This is a genomic window from Thalassospira sp. GB04J01 (assembly GCF_000751115.1).
Taxonomy (GTDB): Bacteria; Pseudomonadota; Alphaproteobacteria; order Rhodospirillales; family Thalassospiraceae; genus Thalassospira; species Thalassospira lucentensis.
Genome location: NZ_CCDX020000010.1, coordinates 261,595 through 279,509, shown reverse-complemented (window position 1 = coordinate 279,509; position 17,915 = coordinate 261,595). Strand labels below are relative to the sequence as shown.

Here is a 17,915-nt window from a genome sequence, read left to right as displayed (position 1 = left end):
TTACACCGAAATAATCGCTTTGATCATCGTGTCCCGATCATGCACCCAGTGCGTGATCTGCGCTGGAAACGCATCAATGGAACAGTCATGCGTGTTAAGGGCATCGGCATCAATCTCGCCACTTCTAAACGCGGTCAGAACGCGCTCAAAATCTTCTGACGTGGCATTTCGGCTGCCAATCAAACGCATTTCGCGCTTGTGAAACTCGGGGTCGGCGAAGGAAATGTTGCCATGAACAACACTGACCAACACAAAGCTGCCGCCATGCGCGACATATTGAAAACCGGCCTCCATCGCCTTTTGATTGCCGGTGGCATCAAAGACGACGTCAAACCCGTCGCCTGAGGTCGCAGCCAAAACCTCTGTCGCGGGTTGGGCGGCATTATGCAGATGTTTAAAGCCAAACCGTTCTTTGGCCATATCAAGACGCCCCTGACTGGAATCAAGCAGATGCACTTCTGCGCCACTGGCCTTGGCAAACAGCGCGGTACCAAGCCCGATAGGACCCACCCCAACCACCAAAACGCGGTCATCTTTATGGACTTCAGAACGGCGCACCGCATGGGCACCAATCGCCATAAACTCGACCATTGCGGCATGGCGCACAGGCAAATCACCGGCAGGATAAAGGTTTTCTGCCGGAACACTGATCCGTTCGCACATGCCGCCATCACAATGCACGCCAAGCACCTTGATCTGATAGCAGCAATTGGGTTTGCCACGCTTGCAGGCATGACATGTCCCGCAGGACAAATAGGGGTTAATAATCACCACATCGCCCGCATTCAGGCCATTTGCCGTCTTGGCAACAACACCGCCCAGTTCGTGGCCCATGACGCGCGGATATTCCAGATAGGGGTGAAGACCTTCATAAATGTGAAAATCAGTGCCGCACACGCCGATATGCTTGATGTCGACCAACACATCACCAGCTTGGGCCTCTTTGGGCATCTGGCGCATCTCAAGTTCCAGAACGCCAGGTTTTCGGCATACCAGTGATTTCATCATCTTTGATTTCCTGCTTTCGAAATTCGGATATTTATCTTTGGACGGCGTACGTTACGACGCGACAAGGTTCCGCGGTGACCAGTTGTCGGGCAATTTTCCAAGGATGATCAGATTGAGAAGGTCGTCCTTTGTCACTTCATCAATCGCATGCGTGCCGACATTCTGACCGTTTTTCATGACCATGACCCGATCACAAAGATCAAACACGTCGTTTAGGTCATGACTGATTAAAAAGATGCCGATCCCCTGTTCGCGCAATTTCTCAATCAATTCGGCAACCATTGCCGTCTCTGACGGGCCAAGGGCTGCGGTCGGCTCATCCATAATCACAACACGGGCATTGAAATATATCGCGCGCGCAATAGCGATCACCTGACGCTGCCCACCTGACATATTCAGCACCGTGTCGGTAATGTTCTTGAAATTCGGATTAAGCTGCCGCAGAGCCTGTCGGGCTTCCATCTCCATGCGCTTGTCATCAAGTGTGCCAAACCGTGTTTTAAGCTCGCGCCCCAGAAACAGGTTTGCCGGCGCATCAAGGTGATCTGCAAGGGCCAGTGATTGGTAAATCGTCTCAATCCCGCAGTGACGCGCCTCAATCGGGTTTGCAAGCGCTACTTCTTCCCCATTGACCATAATCGTGCCGTCGGTGCGGTTCATGGCACCCGACAAAATTTTCATCAAACAGGATTTACCAGCACCGTTATGGCCCAGAACGCCAACAACCTCGCCCGGACGCAGTTCCACCGAAACATCTTCAACGGCATGAATGCCCCCAAAACGCTTGCCAATATTTTTCATTTCAACAATTGGTGCGGGCGCTACCATTTTACTCACTCCCCGTGACTTCCAATCAAGACCGGAGGAGGGGTGTTCCCCCTCCGGCCTGTCTGCGCCGCGCTCAGTAAAGAACGTTTTGGGCTTCTGCACTGTCGATGTTTTCTTTGGTCACCATGACCAAACCGGTGTTGATGAATTTCTCAACCGATTTACCCTCGGCAACGTCGATGACCGCATTGACGCCAAGCTGCCCCATCTGGAACGAGCTTTGAACCGCAATGGCATCAAGTGTTCCGTCGCGGACAAAATCCTGCAGGTCTTTGTTGCCGTCAAAACCGATGGCAACAAGTTTGCCAGCTTTGCCTGACTGCACAATGGCGCGTGCCATGCCAATGGCGGTTGGTTCACTCGCACCATAAATGCCCTTAAGGTCGCCATTGGCCGACAGAACATCCGTGGTTTGGTTCAAAGCCAGCGCCATCTGCGATTGCGAATAGAACGGTCCGACAATTTCAATGTCGGAATTGGCTTTGATATATTCGATGAAACCGCCAACGCGGCCAATTTCCGAACCGACACCGGCAACAAATGACATTACCGCGACTTTTCCGGTTTTCCCGACCTTGTCGATCATCATCTGGGCGACAAGTTCACCGGCTTTGCGGTTGTCGGTAGCAAGGAATGCCTGATAGTAGCTTTCAGCTGATTCCGACAGCAGGCTGTCGATAATCACCACCGGAATACCGTTCTCGTTTGCGGATTTTACAACAGGAACGAGTGCTTCTGTATCCGATGGTGCCAGCACAATGCCAGCAACTTTCCGGTTAATCGCGTTCTGAACAAGGTTGACCTGTTCGGCGATTGCGGTGTCTGATTCCGGGCCTTGGAACGTGATGTCATAGCCCTCGGCCTTGGCGACCGCACTGCTCGCCCCCTTATTGACGTTCTGCCAGAAATTGGAGTTGGTCGTTTTCACGATGACGGCAATTTCCTTGTCGGCGGCGGCGGCACCAGTCACAAGTGCGACAGATGCAACCATGCCAAGTATCCCTGATACGATCTTTCTCATAGGTTCCTCCGGTTGATATTGAATTATTATTGATTTTAACGGTTTAGGCAGATCACCGGCGGTTCCGCAGATGATCGATATAGACTGCGCCGATGATGACGCAGCCGATGATGATTTGCTGGATGAAGCTTGAAACGCCGTTCATATTCAGGCCGTTGCGCAAAATGCTGATCACAAATGCACCGATCATGGTGCCGGAAATGGTCCCAACACCCCCCATAAGGGATGTCCCGCCAATCACGGCTGCGGCAATGGCATCAAGTTCATACATAATGCCTTCGTTGGGTTGCGCTGTGACCAGACGCGACATCAAAACAATCCCGCAGATCCCGGCGAGAAAACCCGATGTGGCATAGGCAAACATTTTGGTGGAATTGACATTCACCCCGGCCAGGCGCGACGCCTGTTCGTTGGACCCGACCGCATAGATGTGCCGACCAATCGCCAGACGGCGTAAGATAAATGCGACGATAATCGCCATCACGATCATGATCAGGACCGGATACGGAATTCCCGGAAACAGGACTTTTGGCAGGCCATTCGCCCCAACCGAAAGGGTCCGGAACAAGGACCCGTTGCCAAGGACGCCAAAGGCCTCGCCAAGCTGTGAAACAGGGGCTGCACCGGTCAATTGCAGGGCAAGGCCACGGGCGATTAACATCATGCCAAGGGTGGCGATAAACGGTGCAAGGCGCAGTCTCGTGACAACAAAACCGTTAATGCAGCCGCACACCATGCCGGTCAGAACACCCATCGACATGGCCGCCCAGATCGGCCAGCCATCCTTGACCAAAAGTCCCGCAACGGTCCCCGAAAGTGCAAGAACCGACCCGACACTCAAATCAATCCCGCCGGTTAGAATAACGACGGTGACACCAATGCCAAGCAACGCAATGGAGGTTGTTTGAAGTGACACGGTCATGGCATTGCCGACACTAAAGAAGGCATCGCTTGTCACCGAAAAGACGACGATAAGCGCCATTAAGCTAAACACGGCCGCGAATTTCTGGACAACGTCCTTGCGCTCGTCGCCATTCATATGGCTCCAAAGACGTGCAAAACGCCCCTTGACCTCAGCATCCGAACAGGTGGAAATTCTTTCGCCACTCACAGCGATCTCCCTGAATTCTGAAGCTGTGGCAACGACTTTGAACTTTCAAGGAGGCCCCATGTCCTGCGACATGACTGCTGACCGCGATTACACGTCGCCAACGCCTACCGATATGTTCGACCATTACCTCCCCAAAGCTGTTTTGCGATGGGATCAGCTCTCAATGTTTTTTATCATTAATATACATTTTTCATAACGCATCAAAACTGTCAAATGTTTTTTATTGATAAAAATCATTTGATCTCCTACTCACGAACAAAGACAAAGCAAGACGATTGGAACCGCCAAAATGACCAAATCCAACACGCGCTTTAAGGAAGGCTTCAATCAGTGCCTTGATCTGATTGACGGTCAGGATGTTGGTACGGAGCTTCCGGGCGAAGTCAATATCGCGGAAATGCTCAACATCAGTCGCACGACGGTGCGCAACATTTTGTCATCACTAAATGATTTGGGGATTATCGACTGGCAGGGGCGTGTCAAAACGATCCTGCGTCACAGCAAAAAGGCGGAGCGTTTCTCGGACCGTGAAACCAGCCCGGTTTCAGAAAAAATCGAAGGCAAGTTTCTAGAGTGGATCCTTCAAGGCGACATACCGCCCAATACGCAGCTTAACGAGCTCGAACTGGCACGGCAGTTCGATGTCGGCACATCGACGGTTCGGGAGTTTTTGATCAGCTTCAGCCGGTTCGGCCTGATTGAGAAAAAGCTAAATCACCGTTGGGTGCTGCGCGGATTTACCAAGGAATATGCACTTGAACTTTCGTACGTTCGGGAAATGTTTGAATTGGACGCGGTGCGAAATTTTGTCGACTTCCCGGATGATCATCCGGCGTGGGAAAAACTCGACCGGCTGGAAGAAGAACATCGTAGCCTTCTAGATCATATCGAAACGCGGTTTTCGCGTTTCTCGGAGCTCGATGCCCGTTTTCATGCGACCTTGACAAGTGTATCGAAAAACCGATTTGTGACTGAGTTTCAAGATATTATCTCTCTGATCTTTCACTTCCATTATCAGTGGAACAAGAAGGATGAAAAAGAACGAAACGAAGCCGCGATCCGCGAACATTTGACTTATATCGCTGCTCTGCGCAGCCGCGACGGGGCGCAAATCCAGACCGAAGCCGCCAAACATCTCAGCACGGCAAGGCAGACCTTGCTGCGTTCCCTGCTTGAGAACTAGATGTGATCTTTCAACAGGTTGGTCCTCACCCGGCTGTGACGCGGATATCAGAAGGACCGGTCATGGTCGCGACGACTTGTGCATTGGGAAGGTCATTGCCAAGCGCCTTTTCCAAGGCGCTCGCATCGTCAAAGCCAAACCCCCGCCAACGATCAATCAGGCGCGCGCGCAAGATTTCCTCGGCCACATCAAGATAAATCGAAAGATCAAACATGGCTGCCAACTGATCCCACGGGGCTTGACCCAGCAAAAGGTAATTGCCCTCCACCAGGATAATCTTGTGACGCGGCGATATGCAGCGTGCCGACCCACGTGACAGTTCAAGGCCACGGTCAAACAACGGCACATAAACGTCCTGGTCAGTCTCGGTCTTAAGGGCGGTAAGAATGCGCTGTAACCCGCCAACATCAAACGTGTTGGGGGCCCCTTTGCGGTTCAAAAGGTCACGCTGTTTAAGGATGGCATCGTCAAAATGAAATCCGTCCATCGGCACGACAGCAGCACCGGCTTCGTCACCCCCCAGATGATGACAAAGCCGGTCGGACAAGGTTGACTTGCCCGATGCTGGTGCCCCGGCGATTGCCACAAGGATGCGACAATCGTCCGATTGGGTGGTCTTGATACGTGCAGCCAATGCGTCAAGATCAGGTGTCATGACTGCAAGGCTGCCTGTCTTCTGGGGTTTGACCATGGCGGTGCATGTACGTTACGCCGCGTCACTGATGTCGGGCGCTTCCTTGGCGCCGGTCATAAAGGCAACCGCGTCCGACATGCTGTAATCGTCTGGTTTGATGGTACAAAGCCGCTTGCCCAGCCGGTGCACATGGATGCGGTCCGCAATCTCGAACACATGCGGCATATTATGAGAAATCAGCACAATCGGCATGCCGCGCGCCTTCACATCGGCAATCAGTTCAAGCACGCGGCGGCTTTCCTTCACCCCAAGGGCTGCGGTCGGCTCATCCATGATCACCACGCGCGATCCGAACGCGGCCGCACGCGCAACTGCAACCCCCTGGCGCTGCCCACCCGAAAGCGTCTCAACCGCCTGATTGATGTTCTGAATGGTCATCAGGCCAAGCTCGGTCAGCTTCTCACGTGCAATGCGCTGCATCGCCTTATGATCAAGCGCGCCGAAATATCTGCCCATGATGCCCGGTTTACGCAATTCACGCCCCATGAACATATTGTCCGCAATCGACAGGGCCGGCGACAGGGCAAGGTTTTGATACACCGTCTCGATCCCGGCTTCGCGGGCTTCCATCGGGGATGTGAAACCAATTGGCTTGCCATCAAGCTCAATGCTGCCTTCATCAATCGTGATCGCCCCGGACAAGGCCTTGATCAACGATGATTTCCCCGCACCATTATCGCCGATCACCGCCAGTATTTCGCCGGGATAAAGATCAAAGTCGGCACGATCAAGGGCGGTGACACGGCCATATCGTTTGACGATGCCGCGCGCCTTAAGAACCGGTGTGTGTGCGTTGCTCATGCTGACACCTTTCTGATCCACTGGTCGATTGCAACGGCAATGATGGTCAGCCAGCCAATGGCAAACACCTGCCACAGCACATCAACCCCCGCCAGTCGCAAACCTGAATTAAACACCCCCACAATCAACGCCCCGATCAACGGGCCAATGATCGATCCACGCCCGCCAAACAACGATATGCCGCCAATCACCACGGCTGTAATCGATTGCAAATTGGCTTCCTGAAAACTTTGTGGCGATACCGATCCAACCCGCCCGATGGAGGCCCATGCCCCAACGGCACAGACAAGCCCGGCAAGGCCATACACCATGATCAGGGTACGGTTGGTGCGAATACCCGAAAGCTCGGCGGCTTCCTTGTCATCGCCAATGGCGTAAACATGGCGGCCCCAGCTGGTGTGATTAAGGATGTACCAAAGCACCCCGAAAATCGCCAACATCAGGATCGAGCCATAGGTAATCCGCGCCCCGCCAATCGCGATGCTTTCGCCAAAGAATTTCAACAGCGGTGCGATTTCATCCAAAGTCTGACTGCGGATCGATTGTGCACCCGAAAGCCAAAGGTTCAGCGCAAAAAAGATGTTCCACGTGCCAAGGGTGACGATAAACGGCGGCAACTTGATCCGGGTGACCAGAAATCCGTTAAGCGCCCCGGCGGCGATGCCACCAATAAACCCGATGATGATGGCAATCGGGGCAGGGACGCCAAGGGTGATCGCAAGTTGCCCCATGATCACCGACATCAAAACCATGATCGCCCCGACCGAAAGATCAATACCGGCAGTCAGGATCACAAGGCTCTGGGCGGCGGCAAGAATGCCAATGACGGCAACCTGCTGGAGGATCAGCGACAGATTAAACGGCGAAAAGAATTTGGGTCCGGCGACAAAGCCGAAAATGACGATTGAAAAAACCAGAACAATCACCGGCACCATGGTTGGATTGCCATGCAGGAAATGCTGCACGGTATCAAACAGGTTGCGGTGTTTATGGTCAAACTGCGCGACAGAGCTGTCGCTGGAATCAAGCGTGTGCTCGTATTCCTGTTTTTTGCGTGACGTTTGAGCGGGTTCGCTCATCGCTTCCTCCCGACTTGGTCATGACCGATATCCCGCCGGCACCTTTTCCGGCTCTTGTGGCTGGATTGGTGGTGGGCGCCTGACCAAGTGTAACCTGATGTGGGACAAGAAGGGCGGGGTTAAATCCGCCCTTCCTCGAAATGAACGGGCGCAATTAGCCCCAGCAACGATCCATGCCTTCGGCAACATCAATCGACGGAACACCGTCAACCGGCTGATCGGTGACAAGGTTAACCCCGGTGTCATAGAAGTTCAGACCGTCGGTGTTCTGCGGTTTTTCGCCGCTATCGGCCCATGCCTTGATCGCCTCGATCCCTTTGGCCGCCATCAAAAGCGGATATTGCTGCGATGTCGCACCAATCACACCATCCTTGACGTTTTCAACACCCGGGCAACCGCCATCAACCGATACGATCAACACACCGTCCTGCATGCCAAACGCCTTAAGCGCTTCGTACGCACCCGCCGCAGCCGGTTCGTTGATGGTGTAAACCACATTGATTTCGGAATCGCGCTGCATCAGGTTTTCCATGGCTTCGCGACCACCTTCTTCATTACCGTTGGTCACATCATGACCAACGACCCGGTCGTCATCCTCGTCCCCAATCTTGTTGGGATCCTTGATGTCGATACCGAACCCTTTCATGAAGCCCTGATCGCGCAGCACATCAACCGATGGTGCACTGGGTGTCAGATCAAGCATGGCGATCTTGGCATCGGCTGCCTTATCACCAAGTTTTGCCGCCGCCCATTTACCAATCAGCTCGCCTGCCTTGAAATTATCGGTGGCAAAGGTCGCATCGGCCGCGTCAATCGGCTCAAGCGGGGTATCAAGTGCGATGACCAGAAGGCCGGCATCGCGCGCCTTTTTGACAACCGGGACAATCGCCTTGGTGTCGGATGCGGTGATCAGAATGCCTTTGGCACCCGATGCGATGCAAGACTCGATTGCCTGAACCTGTGTCTCATGGTCGCCGTCCACTTTGCCGGCAAATGTCGAAAGATCGATACCAAGTTCCTCGGCCTTGGCAGACGCCCCTTCCTTCATTTTGACAAAGAACGGGTTGATGTCTGTCTTGGTCACCAAGCAGGCACCAATGTCGGCGGCTTTGGCCGGGCTCGGCAGGGCGGTAAGGCTAAGGGCAAGCGCACCAAGAGTTGCGCCAAGAAGTGCTTTCTTCATCATTTCCTCCCAGGATTTTACCTGAATAATCGGCTGTTTGTGCCGTTAATGTTTGTTTTCCAAACAGGATGCAACGCGCGTTAAATCTGTGGGTCTTCAACCTGTCTGGGCCATACGACACACCAAATTACATCCCCTGTCAATTAATAAATCCGATTGATTTATTAATTAATCCTGTCACTCTTCAAGCCAATCGGGCGCGGGGTCAGGGTCGGCTAATTTGATTAGAATGGCAGTCGTTATATTTGTGAAATACAAGGAAGAGCCCGCAGAACGGGTTGGTATCCCGGGCAAGGGCTATGACGCTGGAGTTCACAAATATAACGACTGTCATTCGGATCAATCAGATTTGCACGGGCTACTTTGTCGCAAAGCCTTGAAAGATGTATATCTTCCTGCGGTTTTGCTTCGCGTATCCGCATAAATCTGATCGACCATTGTAACCAAATTAGCCGGCCCTGACCCCGGATCCCGAGTGGGAGGAACTCTATGACTGCGTCACTATCGACCAATCCTGACCCGACAGGGACGGAAGATCAGGCTGCACGTCCGCTGCATCCGGGCGGCGGGGCAAATCAGTTGCGCGTGCGCGCCTACAATGAACGGCTGGTGCTGTCGTTGGTGCGTCGGAACGCCGGATTGTCCAAGGCCGAAATCGCCCGGCTTTCGGGTCTGTCGGCCCAGACTGTATCGGTCATCATGCGCGGCCTCGAAAAAGACGGTCTTCTGATGCGTGGGGAGCCTGTGCGTGGCAAGGTCGGCAAACCCAAAGTCCCGATGGCGCTTAATCCTGACGGGGTCTATTCCTTTGGTCTTAAGATCGGGCGGCGCAGTGCGGAACTGATCCTGCTTGATTTTGTCGGCACCGTGCGTGGATCGCTCAAAGAAGCCTACAAATACCCCACACCCGATAGCATTCGCCAGTTTGTCCGCGACTCGGTTGGCAAAATCACCGCGACCCTGAGTGCCCCCCAACAGGCCCGGATCGCTGGTATTGGCATTGCCGCACCCTTTGAACTCTGGAACTGGGGCGAAGAAGTCGGCGCGCCGATTGAGGACTTAAATGCCTGGCGCGAAGTCGATTTGATCGACACCATCGGCGCCATCGTCCCGTTCCCGGTGTTTCAGCAAAATGATGCCACGGCGGCCTGCGGGGCCGAACTGGTGTTTGGTCTTGGCCCGAACTATACCGATTTCGCCTATTTCTTCATTGGCTCGTTCATTGGCGGCGGCGTTGTGCTCAATCAGGCACTTTATACGGGCCGCACAGGTAATGCCGGGGCCTTTGGCTCCATGCCGGTTTCGTCACGCAGCGGTCACGCCAGCCAACTGATTGATCAGGCATCTATCTTTGTGCTCGAAGAAATGCTGACCCGCGATGGCCGTGATCCGGCGATGCTGTGGCGCGATCCGGCGTACTGGGCGGAACTCGGCAAGACGCTTGATATCTGGATCAACCACACCGCGCGCAGCCTTGCCCTTGCCATCACGTCGGTCTGCTCGGTGATTGATTTCGAAGCCGTCATTGTCGATGGCGGTTTTCCGCCCGATGTCTGTGCACGCATTGTCGCGGCAACCCGGGCTGCGATCTCCGACCTTGATCTTCAGGGCATTGCCCGCCCGCACATCGAACAGGGGCAGGTCGGCAGTGCCGCGCGCGCCATTGGCGCGGCAAGTCTGCCGCTGTTTTCACGCTATCTGCTTGATCAGAATGTGCTGTTCAAACAGATGCAATAACCAAAGAACGTTCTAGAAATTGTCTTTGCGCTTGCGGATTTCGGTAAAGATTTCCGTTGGGGTGGTATTCTCCATGCCCAGTGCGGTAGCAACATCCGGGTGATCGGCGCGCAGGAACGGATTGGTCGCAAGCTCAACATCAATCCGCGATGGAATGGTCGGGATGTTGCGCGCCCGAAGCCCGTCAATATCCTGACAGCGTGCGGCAAGGATCGCATTGTCGGGCTCAATCGTTTTGGCAAATTTGGCATTGGACTGGGTGTATTCATGGCCGCAGTAAACCTGCGTGCTGTTGGGCAAATTGCGGAACTTTTGCAGCGACTGCCACATCTGTTCAGGCGTTCCTTCAAACAACCGTCCACAGCCCAGCGCAAACAGGCTGTCACCGGAAAACAGCGCAGTAATCGCCGGGAAATAAAACGCGATATGCCCCGATGTATGGCCCGGCACGTCAAACACCCGGCCTTCAAGCTCGCCGATCAAAACCTGATCGCCCTCGGCAACCATTTCGTCCATGTCGGGGATGCGCGCCTTTTCCGCCGTCGGGCCGAGCAATTTGGCGCCGTATTTCTTCATCAATTCCGCATTGCCGCCAATATGGTCGTGGTGATGATGCGTGTTGATCACCAGATCAAGCTGCCAGTCGCGGTCCTGAAGTTCCTTGATCACAGGAGCTGCTTCGCCCGGATCAATGATCGCGGTCATTTCGCTGCGGTGGCAGCGCACGAGATAGGTGTAATTGTCTGAAAGACACGGAATAACGATAACTTCGCCCGCAGCCATAAGGGGACCTCGACCTGATGATGATGTGATGTGCTCCACAGTATCAGCATCAACTGTCTTGAAACAATCACCCAACGATCAAACTTTCTGACATTCTATGAACAGGGTCGTTTCAAAGCTGTTTCCGTGAGGACCGATAGGGTGCTAAAGTCCAGTCATGCGTCAGGATGTCGTTGATCTTCACCGTTTTTATGCCAGTACTCTCGGGCAGGCCGCCCGGCGTCTGATCCGCAGGCGTCTGCGCCTGATGTGGTCGGATGTGCGTGGATTGCGCGTGCTTGGCTTTGGCTATGCGACACCCTATTTGCGGCCCTTTATCGGCGAGGCCGAACGCGTCATGGCCTTCATGCCCGCCCAGCAGGGCTGCGTGCATTGGCCCGCGGGCGAAGACAACCATGTCGCCCTGACCGAAGAAACCATGCTGCCACTGCCCGACAGTTCGGTGGATCGTATTTTGGTGGTGCATCTGGTCGAACATACCGATTCCATGCGTCGCCTGATGCGCGAATGCTGGCGGGTTTTAACCCCCAATGGCCGGATTATTGTGGTGACACCCAACCGAAGCTCGCTCTGGAGTTGGTCGGAAAGCACCCCGTTTGGCTTTGGGCATCCGCACAGTGTCACGCAATTGCAAAACCTGATGCGCGAAAACATGTTCCTGCCGGTCCAGCACAGCCGAGCCCTTTTCATCCCCCCGACCCGGCGGCGCTTTTTGCTGCGCTGGTCGCAGGCGTTTGAAAACATCGGATCGCGACTGTTCAAGGCCTTCGCCGGGGTGTCCATCGTCGAAGCTGGCAAACAGCTATACGCCAGTACCGGCACACCGGCCCGTAAACGTCGTCTGGTTCATATCCCGGTGACCGTGCCCCCACTGCGCCCGGCCGACGGCAATCGACAGCATTTTGAGGATGCCGCGTCACAGCGCGACGATCTGCATCATGCCCAAGACGCGGCGGACGACGCCCAAACCAGAAAATCCTGCCAAACTGGGAAATAGCCAGCCCGGGAAGTAGCCGGATCGGGAAATAGAGCCTGTGAAATCGGGGTGCCGCCACCATATGTGAAGCATATGGTTACAGTATCACGTTTGACAGCCCGCGCAGTTTGAGTGACATAATGTGTATGATCTCTCACAAGAATTACCGAGCATGAAGCCCAACCGCATCCGGAAGCATCCCGCCAGAGCTACCGTCAACGCTACCGTCACCGCCGCAGCCTTGGCCTCATGGGTGTTGGTTCAGTCCGTCTCAGTACCGTCCATCGCGGTCGCGCAGGATGTCATCCCCGTCGTCTTGCACGGTGAAGACAACAATAAACCCTATGCCTTCCTCAATGCCGATGGCACGCCTGCGGGCATTTACGTCCGCATCCTGCAGGCGGCTGTGGACAAGATGCCGCAATATGATCTTCGGTTCGAAAATGTGCCGTTTAAACGCGGCATGGATCTTTTGCAATCGGGGCAGATCATGGCGTTCTTTCCCCCGTATTTGCGCGATGACCGAAACTGGGTCGAACGCTATTCCGTCCCGATCCTGAGCGAAACCGTGGTAGCGATTTGCAGCAAGGACTACGTGCTAAGCCACGACTTGCGGGTCTTCCCGGACGATTTCACGGGCGCGCGCTTCGCCAACAATGCCGGATACCGGCTGGCGGGTGAGGACTTCTTTGACATGGTGGCGGCGGGTGAGATCACGCTTGAAGAAGCCAACACCACCGAAAGCAACCTGCGTTTTCTGATGGCCGGACGGGTGGATTGCTATGTCAATGAACGCATGGCCATCCTGGCGGGCTTGCGTGAACTGGCCGTGGATAAGGAACAGTCGCGCAACATTGATGAAACCGCCATCATCGGGCAGGAATTTGGCTATGACGCCTTTGGCTACGACCCGGCTGGTTCCTGGCCATACCGCGATCAGTTTGCCGATGATCTTGATGATGCCCTGCGCCAAATGCGCGACACTGGCGAAATTGATCAGCTGGTTGTCGAGTATTTCGCTTATTGAATGGTACTGACTGAAGCCATCTTGTTGAACTTCTCCTGTTCATAAGAAATTCAATCTTGATACTGGATTATGGCTGAACGATCCATTTCGGTTGACGGCACGAGCTTGTAATGGCGCTCTTGAGCGATCCGAATTTCGTCATTTTGTATCGTTAATTCAAAAAGAGCAATGACGCCTCCAGCCATAAATTGGGCGGAAACTGCGCGGCATCTCATTCCCGGGAATTTTTGATTTGCAAAAACGATGTCTTGCTGGGTTTGGACGATGCCAATCTGATCTTTTCCTGCCTTTGCCTGAACAGGGATTACGTAGTGACATCCAATTTTGTCTATCCCGACATACAACTCATCAATTTCGATTTGCCCTATGTCTTTAACCGTCGTTCGTAGATGGTTCTGCAGGCTGTATGTTGTAAGACCCAAAAATATATCGACAAGCCTGTTATATCTGACGATGGCCAACAATGCTTGTTCGTCGTCCAGAGCATAAGCGCGAATGATTTCCGGGGTTGCATCGGGGATCCCGATTTGGACAAGGTCGTCTCGCGGGATAATACGTGTCGCCTTTACCAGTTTGAAGCGGTATTTAGCCCGACCTGCTCCAATGATAACCCACTCCAAGCCTTTGGGTTGTGTTGCAAGAATGCTTTCCGGGAATGCCTTTCGATACCGAAAGGAGTAAGGCACATCCCCAATATTTTTTACGGACTTAAAGCCCAAAGCAGGGGCTGCGGCTTCCAATTCTTCTCGGTCAAACTCGAATTCGGCAATCTGGTCGGACCAGTGATCAAAAAATATTTTTTCGATCAGTGCAGCATATCTGCTGGTGCTTGTGTCCTTAGCCATTCGCTGACAACCCCAAAATACGTGCTTCTTCAATATCTGTTTGCTTGCGTTTCTTTGCTCCGCTTTTACGGTCTCTGCGGTGATTGGGAGCTTTTACGCCAAGTAATTCAGCTGCTTTCGACATTTCCAACGTTAGCAACCGTTCATCGCCCAATTTAAGTGTTCTTTCCGGTTTAAACGGAGTGATGTCCAAGGCTTTCAACACAGCGCTCGCTATTGCACGTGCCATGGGCGGCGGGACAGAATTTCCGATTTGGCGGGCGCCATGCCATTTTGTTGAATGCAGCCTGAACCAATCAGGAAAACCATGCAGTCTTGCCATTTCTCGGACAGTTATGCATCTCTGATACTTATAGTGAATTGGCCGAGGGCTCGTGAAAGCCCCTCGCGATCCATCCGTACCGGCGCGTAATGTGTTTGATACACCCTGCGGGGAGAGGCGGAAAAAACGACTGATTGGTTCAACGCTACCAGGGGCGGTCTCTGAGAACCGTCTTTTTGAAATATCGGTGTGGGCCGTGCGCGCACTGGATGTCAGTACTCGAGGGTTCCAGTTGCGCACATACCCGAAGTGCCATGCATCGTTCGTTAAGCATCTTAATTCGGATGCATATGCAGATGGTTTTCCAAGGATTGCACCAATCACAGCGTCATTGTTGGTAAGGGTTGGGAACAGGTCTGCATCCGGAAGGTCATCAAGAGCTTCGGCGCAAGTCGGCCCATCAGGTAAACCAATAATTTTGTGTTTTGCAGATGGATTGTTTGAAATTTCCGACGGATATTCTGGCAAGGGAACATTCTTCTTCGCTCCCAGCAAGATCAGTCGTTCTCTGCTTTGAGGAACGCCATAGTGCGCGGCATTTAGCACCTTCCACTTGAGGCGAACCTGATAGCCGACCGTCCTGAATTCCTCAACAAGTTCGGAGAGAAATTCTTTATGCTTACCGACTGTAAGGCCTTTCACGTTCTCGAAAACGAAGGTCTTTGCATCCAGTTCAGAAACGATCCGAACAAACTCTTTGACCAGATTGTTTCTTGGATCATCAATCGTACGCTGTCCGATCATCGAGAAGCCCTGACATGGGGGGCCGCCAAAAACGCAATCTACCTCACGATTTCCGATGCCTGCGGTTTCACGAATTTCGTGCCCACTAAGTACGGTAACCGACTTCGGGATTATGGCCGTTTGCGGAAAGTTGAATCTATGGATCGCGCAATGAACAGGGTCAATTTCAACTGCAGCAACGATGTCAAATCCGGCCTGCTCAAACCCTAAGCTCAGTCCACCGGCACCCGCGAATAAGTCTATCGCAATCGGTCGCACTGCTGTTTTCCTTCGTGGTTCGTCAATGGATTTGTTCATACGCTATATGCCCCGAATGTTCCATAGTGCCGTTTTATCTTGTTATATAGCAATATGAACAAAACATGAACAGTAAATCAAAAGCGCAATTTTAATGATGAAGCAGTCTTACTCAAACAGTAAGGATCTCAGTGTGTAAGACATAGGGTGTTTAGGCGGTGCTTGCAAAAAAAACAGGCCACCGAAATTCGGTGGCCTGCTTCGTTGGTCAGTCTAACGATACGAACTTAATGTTCGATATCGCGCCAGATTTTACGTTTCACCGCATAGAGCATCGCGGTCAGAACGATCAGGAACAGGATGACCTTGATGCCCAGTGCTTTACGGGCTTCAAGTTCAGGCTGCGCCGTCCAGTTCAGGAAGGCCGAAATGTCACGTGCATGCTGTTCCACGGTCGCAGGCGTTCCATCGGTGTACTCGACCGCTTCGTCATAAAGCGGCGGTGCCATGGAAATCTGATGACCCGGGAAGTAGTGGTTGTAGTGTTTCCCATCAGCAAGGTCAAAGCCCTCAGGGGCTTCTTCCTCATAGCCGGTCAGAAGGCCGAAGACGTAATCGGGGCCACCAACGCGGGCTTTGTTCATAAGGGAAAGATCGGGCGGAATGGCCCCACCGTTCGAAGCCGCCGCAGCTTTTTCATTCGGGAAGGGCGACGGGAAGTAGTCAGACGGCTTGCCCGGACGGGTGAACATGTCACCATCATCGTTCGGGCCGTCTTCAACATCATATTCCGCCGCAATCGCCTTGATCTGATCTTCGTTAAATCCAATGCCGTCCAGATTACGGAACGCAATGAAACGAAGACTGTGGCAACTGGCACAGACGGCTTTATAGACCTGGAAACCGCGCTGAAGCTGCGCACGGTCGTAGGTTCCAAAAATGCCGTCCCAGCTCCAGTCCTGTGCCGCCGGAACCGGGGCGTCTCCGGCTGCCTTGGCTGTGCCACCGGTGAATGCAGTTACCGCGAAGGCGGCTGCAATTGCGGTCAGTGCGAACTTACGCATTTGCACCCTCCTTCAAAACAGATTCGCTAATGCTAGCCGGAAGCGGTTTGGGTCGTTCCATCTTTCCAACCAATGGCATCACCACAAGGAAATGCGCAAAGTAGTAAAGCGTGGAAAGCTGGCCCATCACGATGACCTTAAGTCCCGGTACACCCATGAAGTAGTCATCTGGTGCCTTCGCTCCGCAATAGCCGAGGATGAAGGTATCAACGACAAACAGCCAGAAGAACCACTTGTAAACCGGACGGAATTTCGAGCTGCGTACCTTGGAGGTATCAAGCCACGGAATAACGAACAGGATGACAATCGATGCAAACATCGCCAGCACACCCAGAAGCTTTGCCGGAATGCCAAAGATGGTGAAATCGATCGACCGCAGGATCGCATAGAACGGTAGGAAGTACCATTCCGGCACGATGTGCGGCGGTGTGACCAACGGGTTGGCCGGGATATAGTTATCCGGGTGGCCAAGATAATCAGGTGCAAAGAACACAAACCCGCAGAAGAAGATCAGGAACACGCCCATACCGAACAGGTCCTTGATCGTATAGTACGGGTGGAACGGAATGCTGTCCTGAGGGGTTTTGATCTCAACGCCGGTCGGGTTGTTCGACCGCACGCTATGCAATGCCCAGACATGCAGGACAACAAGGCCCAGAATGATAAACGGCATCAGATAATGCAGCGAGAAGAACCGGTTCAGCGTCGGATTATCGACCGAGAACCCACCCCACAGCCAGGTCACCAGCGGATCGCCGATGATCGGGAAGGCGGAGAACAGGTTGGTAATAACCGTCGCACCCCAGAAGGACATCTGGCCCCACGGCAGGACATAGCCCATAAACGCGGTTGCCATCATTGCCAGCAGGATCAGGATACCAATCCACCACAGCATTTCACGCGGCGCTTTGTATGACCCGTAATACAGGCCACGGAACATATGAAGGAAGACAACGATGAAGAACATCGACGCGCCATTCATATGAATATAGCGGATCAGCCAACCGTAATTGACATCACGCATGATGCGTTCGACTGATTCAAACGCCATGCTCGTATGCGGCGTATAATTCATCACCAGGAAAATCCCCGAAAGGATCATGGTGACCAGAACAAACCCGGCCAAAGAACCGAAGTTCCACATATAGGACAGGTTTTTCGGGGTCGGATATTCGTATGCGGAGTGGTGCAGCATGGAGATCACCGGAAGTCGGTCATCAACCCATTTCACCACTTTGTTATTCCATTGAGGTGCGCTCATCATACAGCTCC

Annotated in this window: 17 protein-coding genes; 4 read left to right on the top strand and 13 right to left on the bottom strand. The window is 53.4% G+C overall.

The annotated features are described in order from the left end of the window. From AMM48_RS10770 to AMM48_RS10755, 4 genes are all read right to left on the bottom strand, one after another. Window positions 1–1,008, bottom strand: a complete 1,008-nt coding sequence (locus AMM48_RS10770) for a zinc-binding alcohol dehydrogenase family protein (protein ID WP_198413523.1) — start codon at window positions 1,006–1,008, stop codon at window positions 1–3. Window positions 1,009–1,059: 51 nt separating this feature from the next. Beyond that, on the bottom strand, window positions 1,060–1,836 hold the full coding sequence (locus AMM48_RS10765) for an ATP-binding cassette domain-containing protein (RefSeq protein ID WP_244271191.1): 777 nt from the start codon (window positions 1,834–1,836) through the stop codon (window positions 1,060–1,062). Between the two features lie 73 nt (window positions 1,837–1,909). Then, window positions 1,910–2,857, bottom strand: a complete 948-nt coding sequence (locus tag AMM48_RS10760) for an ABC transporter substrate-binding protein (protein ID WP_102784005.1) — start codon at window positions 2,855–2,857, stop codon at window positions 1,910–1,912. A gap of 52 nt (window positions 2,858–2,909) precedes the next feature. Beyond that, complete coding sequence (locus tag AMM48_RS10755) at window positions 2,910–3,968, bottom strand: ABC transporter permease (RefSeq protein ID WP_244271190.1); 1,059 nt, start codon at window positions 3,966–3,968, stop codon at window positions 2,910–2,912. A 289-nt stretch (window positions 3,969–4,257) separates the two neighbouring features. On the opposite strand from AMM48_RS10755, the gene AMM48_RS10750 reads away from it, so the two are divergent. Further along, the gene (locus AMM48_RS10750) at window positions 4,258–5,151 is read left to right on the top strand and encodes a GntR family transcriptional regulator (RefSeq protein ID WP_102784004.1); all 894 of its coding nucleotides are present in this window, start codon (window positions 4,258–4,260) and stop codon (window positions 5,149–5,151) included. A gap of 25 nt (window positions 5,152–5,176) precedes the next feature. On the opposite strand, the gene AMM48_RS10745 is transcribed toward AMM48_RS10750, so the two are convergent. The 4 genes from AMM48_RS10745 to AMM48_RS10730 form a co-directional block, all read right to left on the bottom strand. Next, a complete protein-coding gene (locus AMM48_RS10745; protein ID WP_102784043.1) occupies window positions 5,177–5,806 on the bottom strand; it encodes a nucleoside/nucleotide kinase family protein in 630 nt (209 codons plus the stop codon). A gap of 51 nt (window positions 5,807–5,857) precedes the next feature. Continuing rightward, window positions 5,858–6,646: an ATP-binding cassette domain-containing protein gene (locus AMM48_RS10740; protein ID WP_102784003.1), complete on the bottom strand. Its 789-nt coding sequence runs from the start codon at window positions 6,644–6,646 to the stop codon at window positions 5,858–5,860. Continuing rightward, window positions 6,643–7,725, bottom strand: coding sequence for an ABC transporter permease (locus AMM48_RS10735; RefSeq protein ID WP_102784002.1), 1,083 nt, complete (start codon window positions 7,723–7,725; stop codon window positions 6,643–6,645). The genes AMM48_RS10740 and AMM48_RS10735 overlap by 4 nt, the downstream gene beginning before the upstream one ends. 154 nt (window positions 7,726–7,879) lie before the next feature. Then, complete coding sequence (locus AMM48_RS10730) at window positions 7,880–8,908, bottom strand: sugar ABC transporter substrate-binding protein (protein ID WP_101299377.1); 1,029 nt, start codon at window positions 8,906–8,908, stop codon at window positions 7,880–7,882. 489 nt (window positions 8,909–9,397) lie between these two features. Here AMM48_RS10730 and AMM48_RS10725 point away from each other — a divergent pair, with 489 nt between their 5' ends. Beyond that, window positions 9,398–10,645: an ROK family transcriptional regulator gene (locus AMM48_RS10725; RefSeq protein WP_102784001.1), complete on the top strand. Its 1,248-nt coding sequence runs from the start codon at window positions 9,398–9,400 to the stop codon at window positions 10,643–10,645. A 12-nt stretch (window positions 10,646–10,657) separates the two neighbouring features. Here AMM48_RS10725 and gloB read toward each other — a convergent pair whose 3' ends face one another. Next, the gene (gloB, locus tag AMM48_RS10720; protein WP_102784000.1) at window positions 10,658–11,428 is read right to left on the bottom strand and encodes a hydroxyacylglutathione hydrolase; all 771 of its coding nucleotides are present in this window, start codon (window positions 11,426–11,428) and stop codon (window positions 10,658–10,660) included. 157 nt (window positions 11,429–11,585) lie between these two features. Between gloB and AMM48_RS10715 the strand changes: the two genes are divergently transcribed. Further along, entirely contained in the window at window positions 11,586–12,425 is an 840-nt protein-coding gene (locus AMM48_RS10715) for a class I SAM-dependent methyltransferase (protein WP_244271189.1), read from the top strand. A 151-nt stretch (window positions 12,426–12,576) separates the two neighbouring features. Further along, window positions 12,577–13,431, top strand: coding sequence for a transporter substrate-binding domain-containing protein (locus AMM48_RS10710; RefSeq protein WP_102783999.1), 855 nt, complete (start codon window positions 12,577–12,579; stop codon window positions 13,429–13,431). A gap of 50 nt (window positions 13,432–13,481) precedes the next feature. On the opposite strand, the gene AMM48_RS10705 is transcribed toward AMM48_RS10710, so the two are convergent. From AMM48_RS10705 to AMM48_RS10690, 4 genes are all read right to left on the bottom strand, one after another. Beyond that, entirely contained in the window at window positions 13,482–14,276 is a 795-nt protein-coding gene (locus tag AMM48_RS10705) for an endonuclease (RefSeq protein WP_102783998.1), read from the bottom strand. Then, window positions 14,269–15,639: a DNA cytosine methyltransferase gene (locus AMM48_RS10700; protein ID WP_102783997.1), complete on the bottom strand. Its 1,371-nt coding sequence runs from the start codon at window positions 15,637–15,639 to the stop codon at window positions 14,269–14,271. Before AMM48_RS10700 ends, AMM48_RS10705 begins: the two co-directional genes overlap by 8 nt. A gap of 227 nt (window positions 15,640–15,866) precedes the next feature. Then, entirely contained in the window at window positions 15,867–16,643 is a 777-nt protein-coding gene (locus AMM48_RS10695; protein ID WP_028791376.1) for a cytochrome c1, read from the bottom strand. After that, window positions 16,636–17,907 (bottom strand): cytochrome b N-terminal domain-containing protein, encoded by a 1,272-nt coding sequence (locus tag AMM48_RS10690; RefSeq protein WP_081649465.1) that lies wholly within the window; start codon window positions 17,905–17,907, stop codon window positions 16,636–16,638. The genes AMM48_RS10695 and AMM48_RS10690 overlap by 8 nt, the downstream gene beginning before the upstream one ends. Window positions 17,908–17,915 lie beyond the last annotated feature (8 nt).

Excerpts from the sequence above, each read along its gene's own strand:
- AMM48_RS10770 (WP_198413523.1), bottom strand. The coding sequence starts at position 1,008 with ATGATGAAATCACTGGTATGCCGAAAACCTGGCGTTCTGGAACTTGAG.
- AMM48_RS10760 (WP_102784005.1), bottom strand. The coding sequence starts at position 2,857 with ATGAGAAAGATCGTATCAGGGATACTTGGCATGGTTGCATCTGTCGCA.
- AMM48_RS10700 (WP_102783997.1), bottom strand. The coding sequence starts at position 15,639 with ATGAACAAATCCATTGACGAACCACGAAGGAAAACAGCAGTGCGACCG.
- AMM48_RS10715 (WP_244271189.1), top strand. The coding sequence starts at position 11,586 with ATGCGTCAGGATGTCGTTGATCTTCACCGTTTTTATGCCAGTACTCTC.
- AMM48_RS10740 (WP_102784003.1), bottom strand. The coding sequence starts at position 6,646 with ATGAGCAACGCACACACACCGGTTCTTAAGGCGCGCGGCATCGTCAAA.
- AMM48_RS10730 (WP_101299377.1), bottom strand. The coding sequence starts at position 8,908 with ATGAAGAAAGCACTTCTTGGCGCAACTCTTGGTGCGCTTGCCCTTAGC.
- AMM48_RS10710 (WP_102783999.1), top strand. The coding sequence starts at position 12,577 with ATGAAGCCCAACCGCATCCGGAAGCATCCCGCCAGAGCTACCGTCAAC.
- gloB (WP_102784000.1), bottom strand. The coding sequence starts at position 11,428 with ATGGCTGCGGGCGAAGTTATCGTTATTCCGTGTCTTTCAGACAATTAC.
- AMM48_RS10695 (WP_028791376.1), bottom strand. The coding sequence starts at position 16,643 with ATGCGTAAGTTCGCACTGACCGCAATTGCAGCCGCCTTCGCGGTAACT.
- AMM48_RS10745 (WP_102784043.1), bottom strand. The coding sequence starts at position 5,806 with ATGACACCTGATCTTGACGCATTGGCTGCACGTATCAAGACCACCCAA.
- AMM48_RS10725 (WP_102784001.1), top strand. The coding sequence starts at position 9,398 with ATGACTGCGTCACTATCGACCAATCCTGACCCGACAGGGACGGAAGAT.
- AMM48_RS10750 (WP_102784004.1), top strand. The coding sequence starts at position 4,258 with ATGACCAAATCCAACACGCGCTTTAAGGAAGGCTTCAATCAGTGCCTT.
- AMM48_RS10705 (WP_102783998.1), bottom strand. The coding sequence starts at position 14,276 with ATGGCTAAGGACACAAGCACCAGCAGATATGCTGCACTGATCGAAAAA.
- AMM48_RS10690 (WP_081649465.1), bottom strand. The coding sequence starts at position 17,907 with ATGATGAGCGCACCTCAATGGAATAACAAAGTGGTGAAATGGGTTGAT.
- AMM48_RS10735 (WP_102784002.1), bottom strand. The coding sequence starts at position 7,725 with ATGAGCGAACCCGCTCAAACGTCACGCAAAAAACAGGAATACGAGCAC.
- AMM48_RS10765 (WP_244271191.1), bottom strand. The coding sequence starts at position 1,836 with ATGGTAGCGCCCGCACCAATTGTTGAAATGAAAAATATTGGCAAGCGT.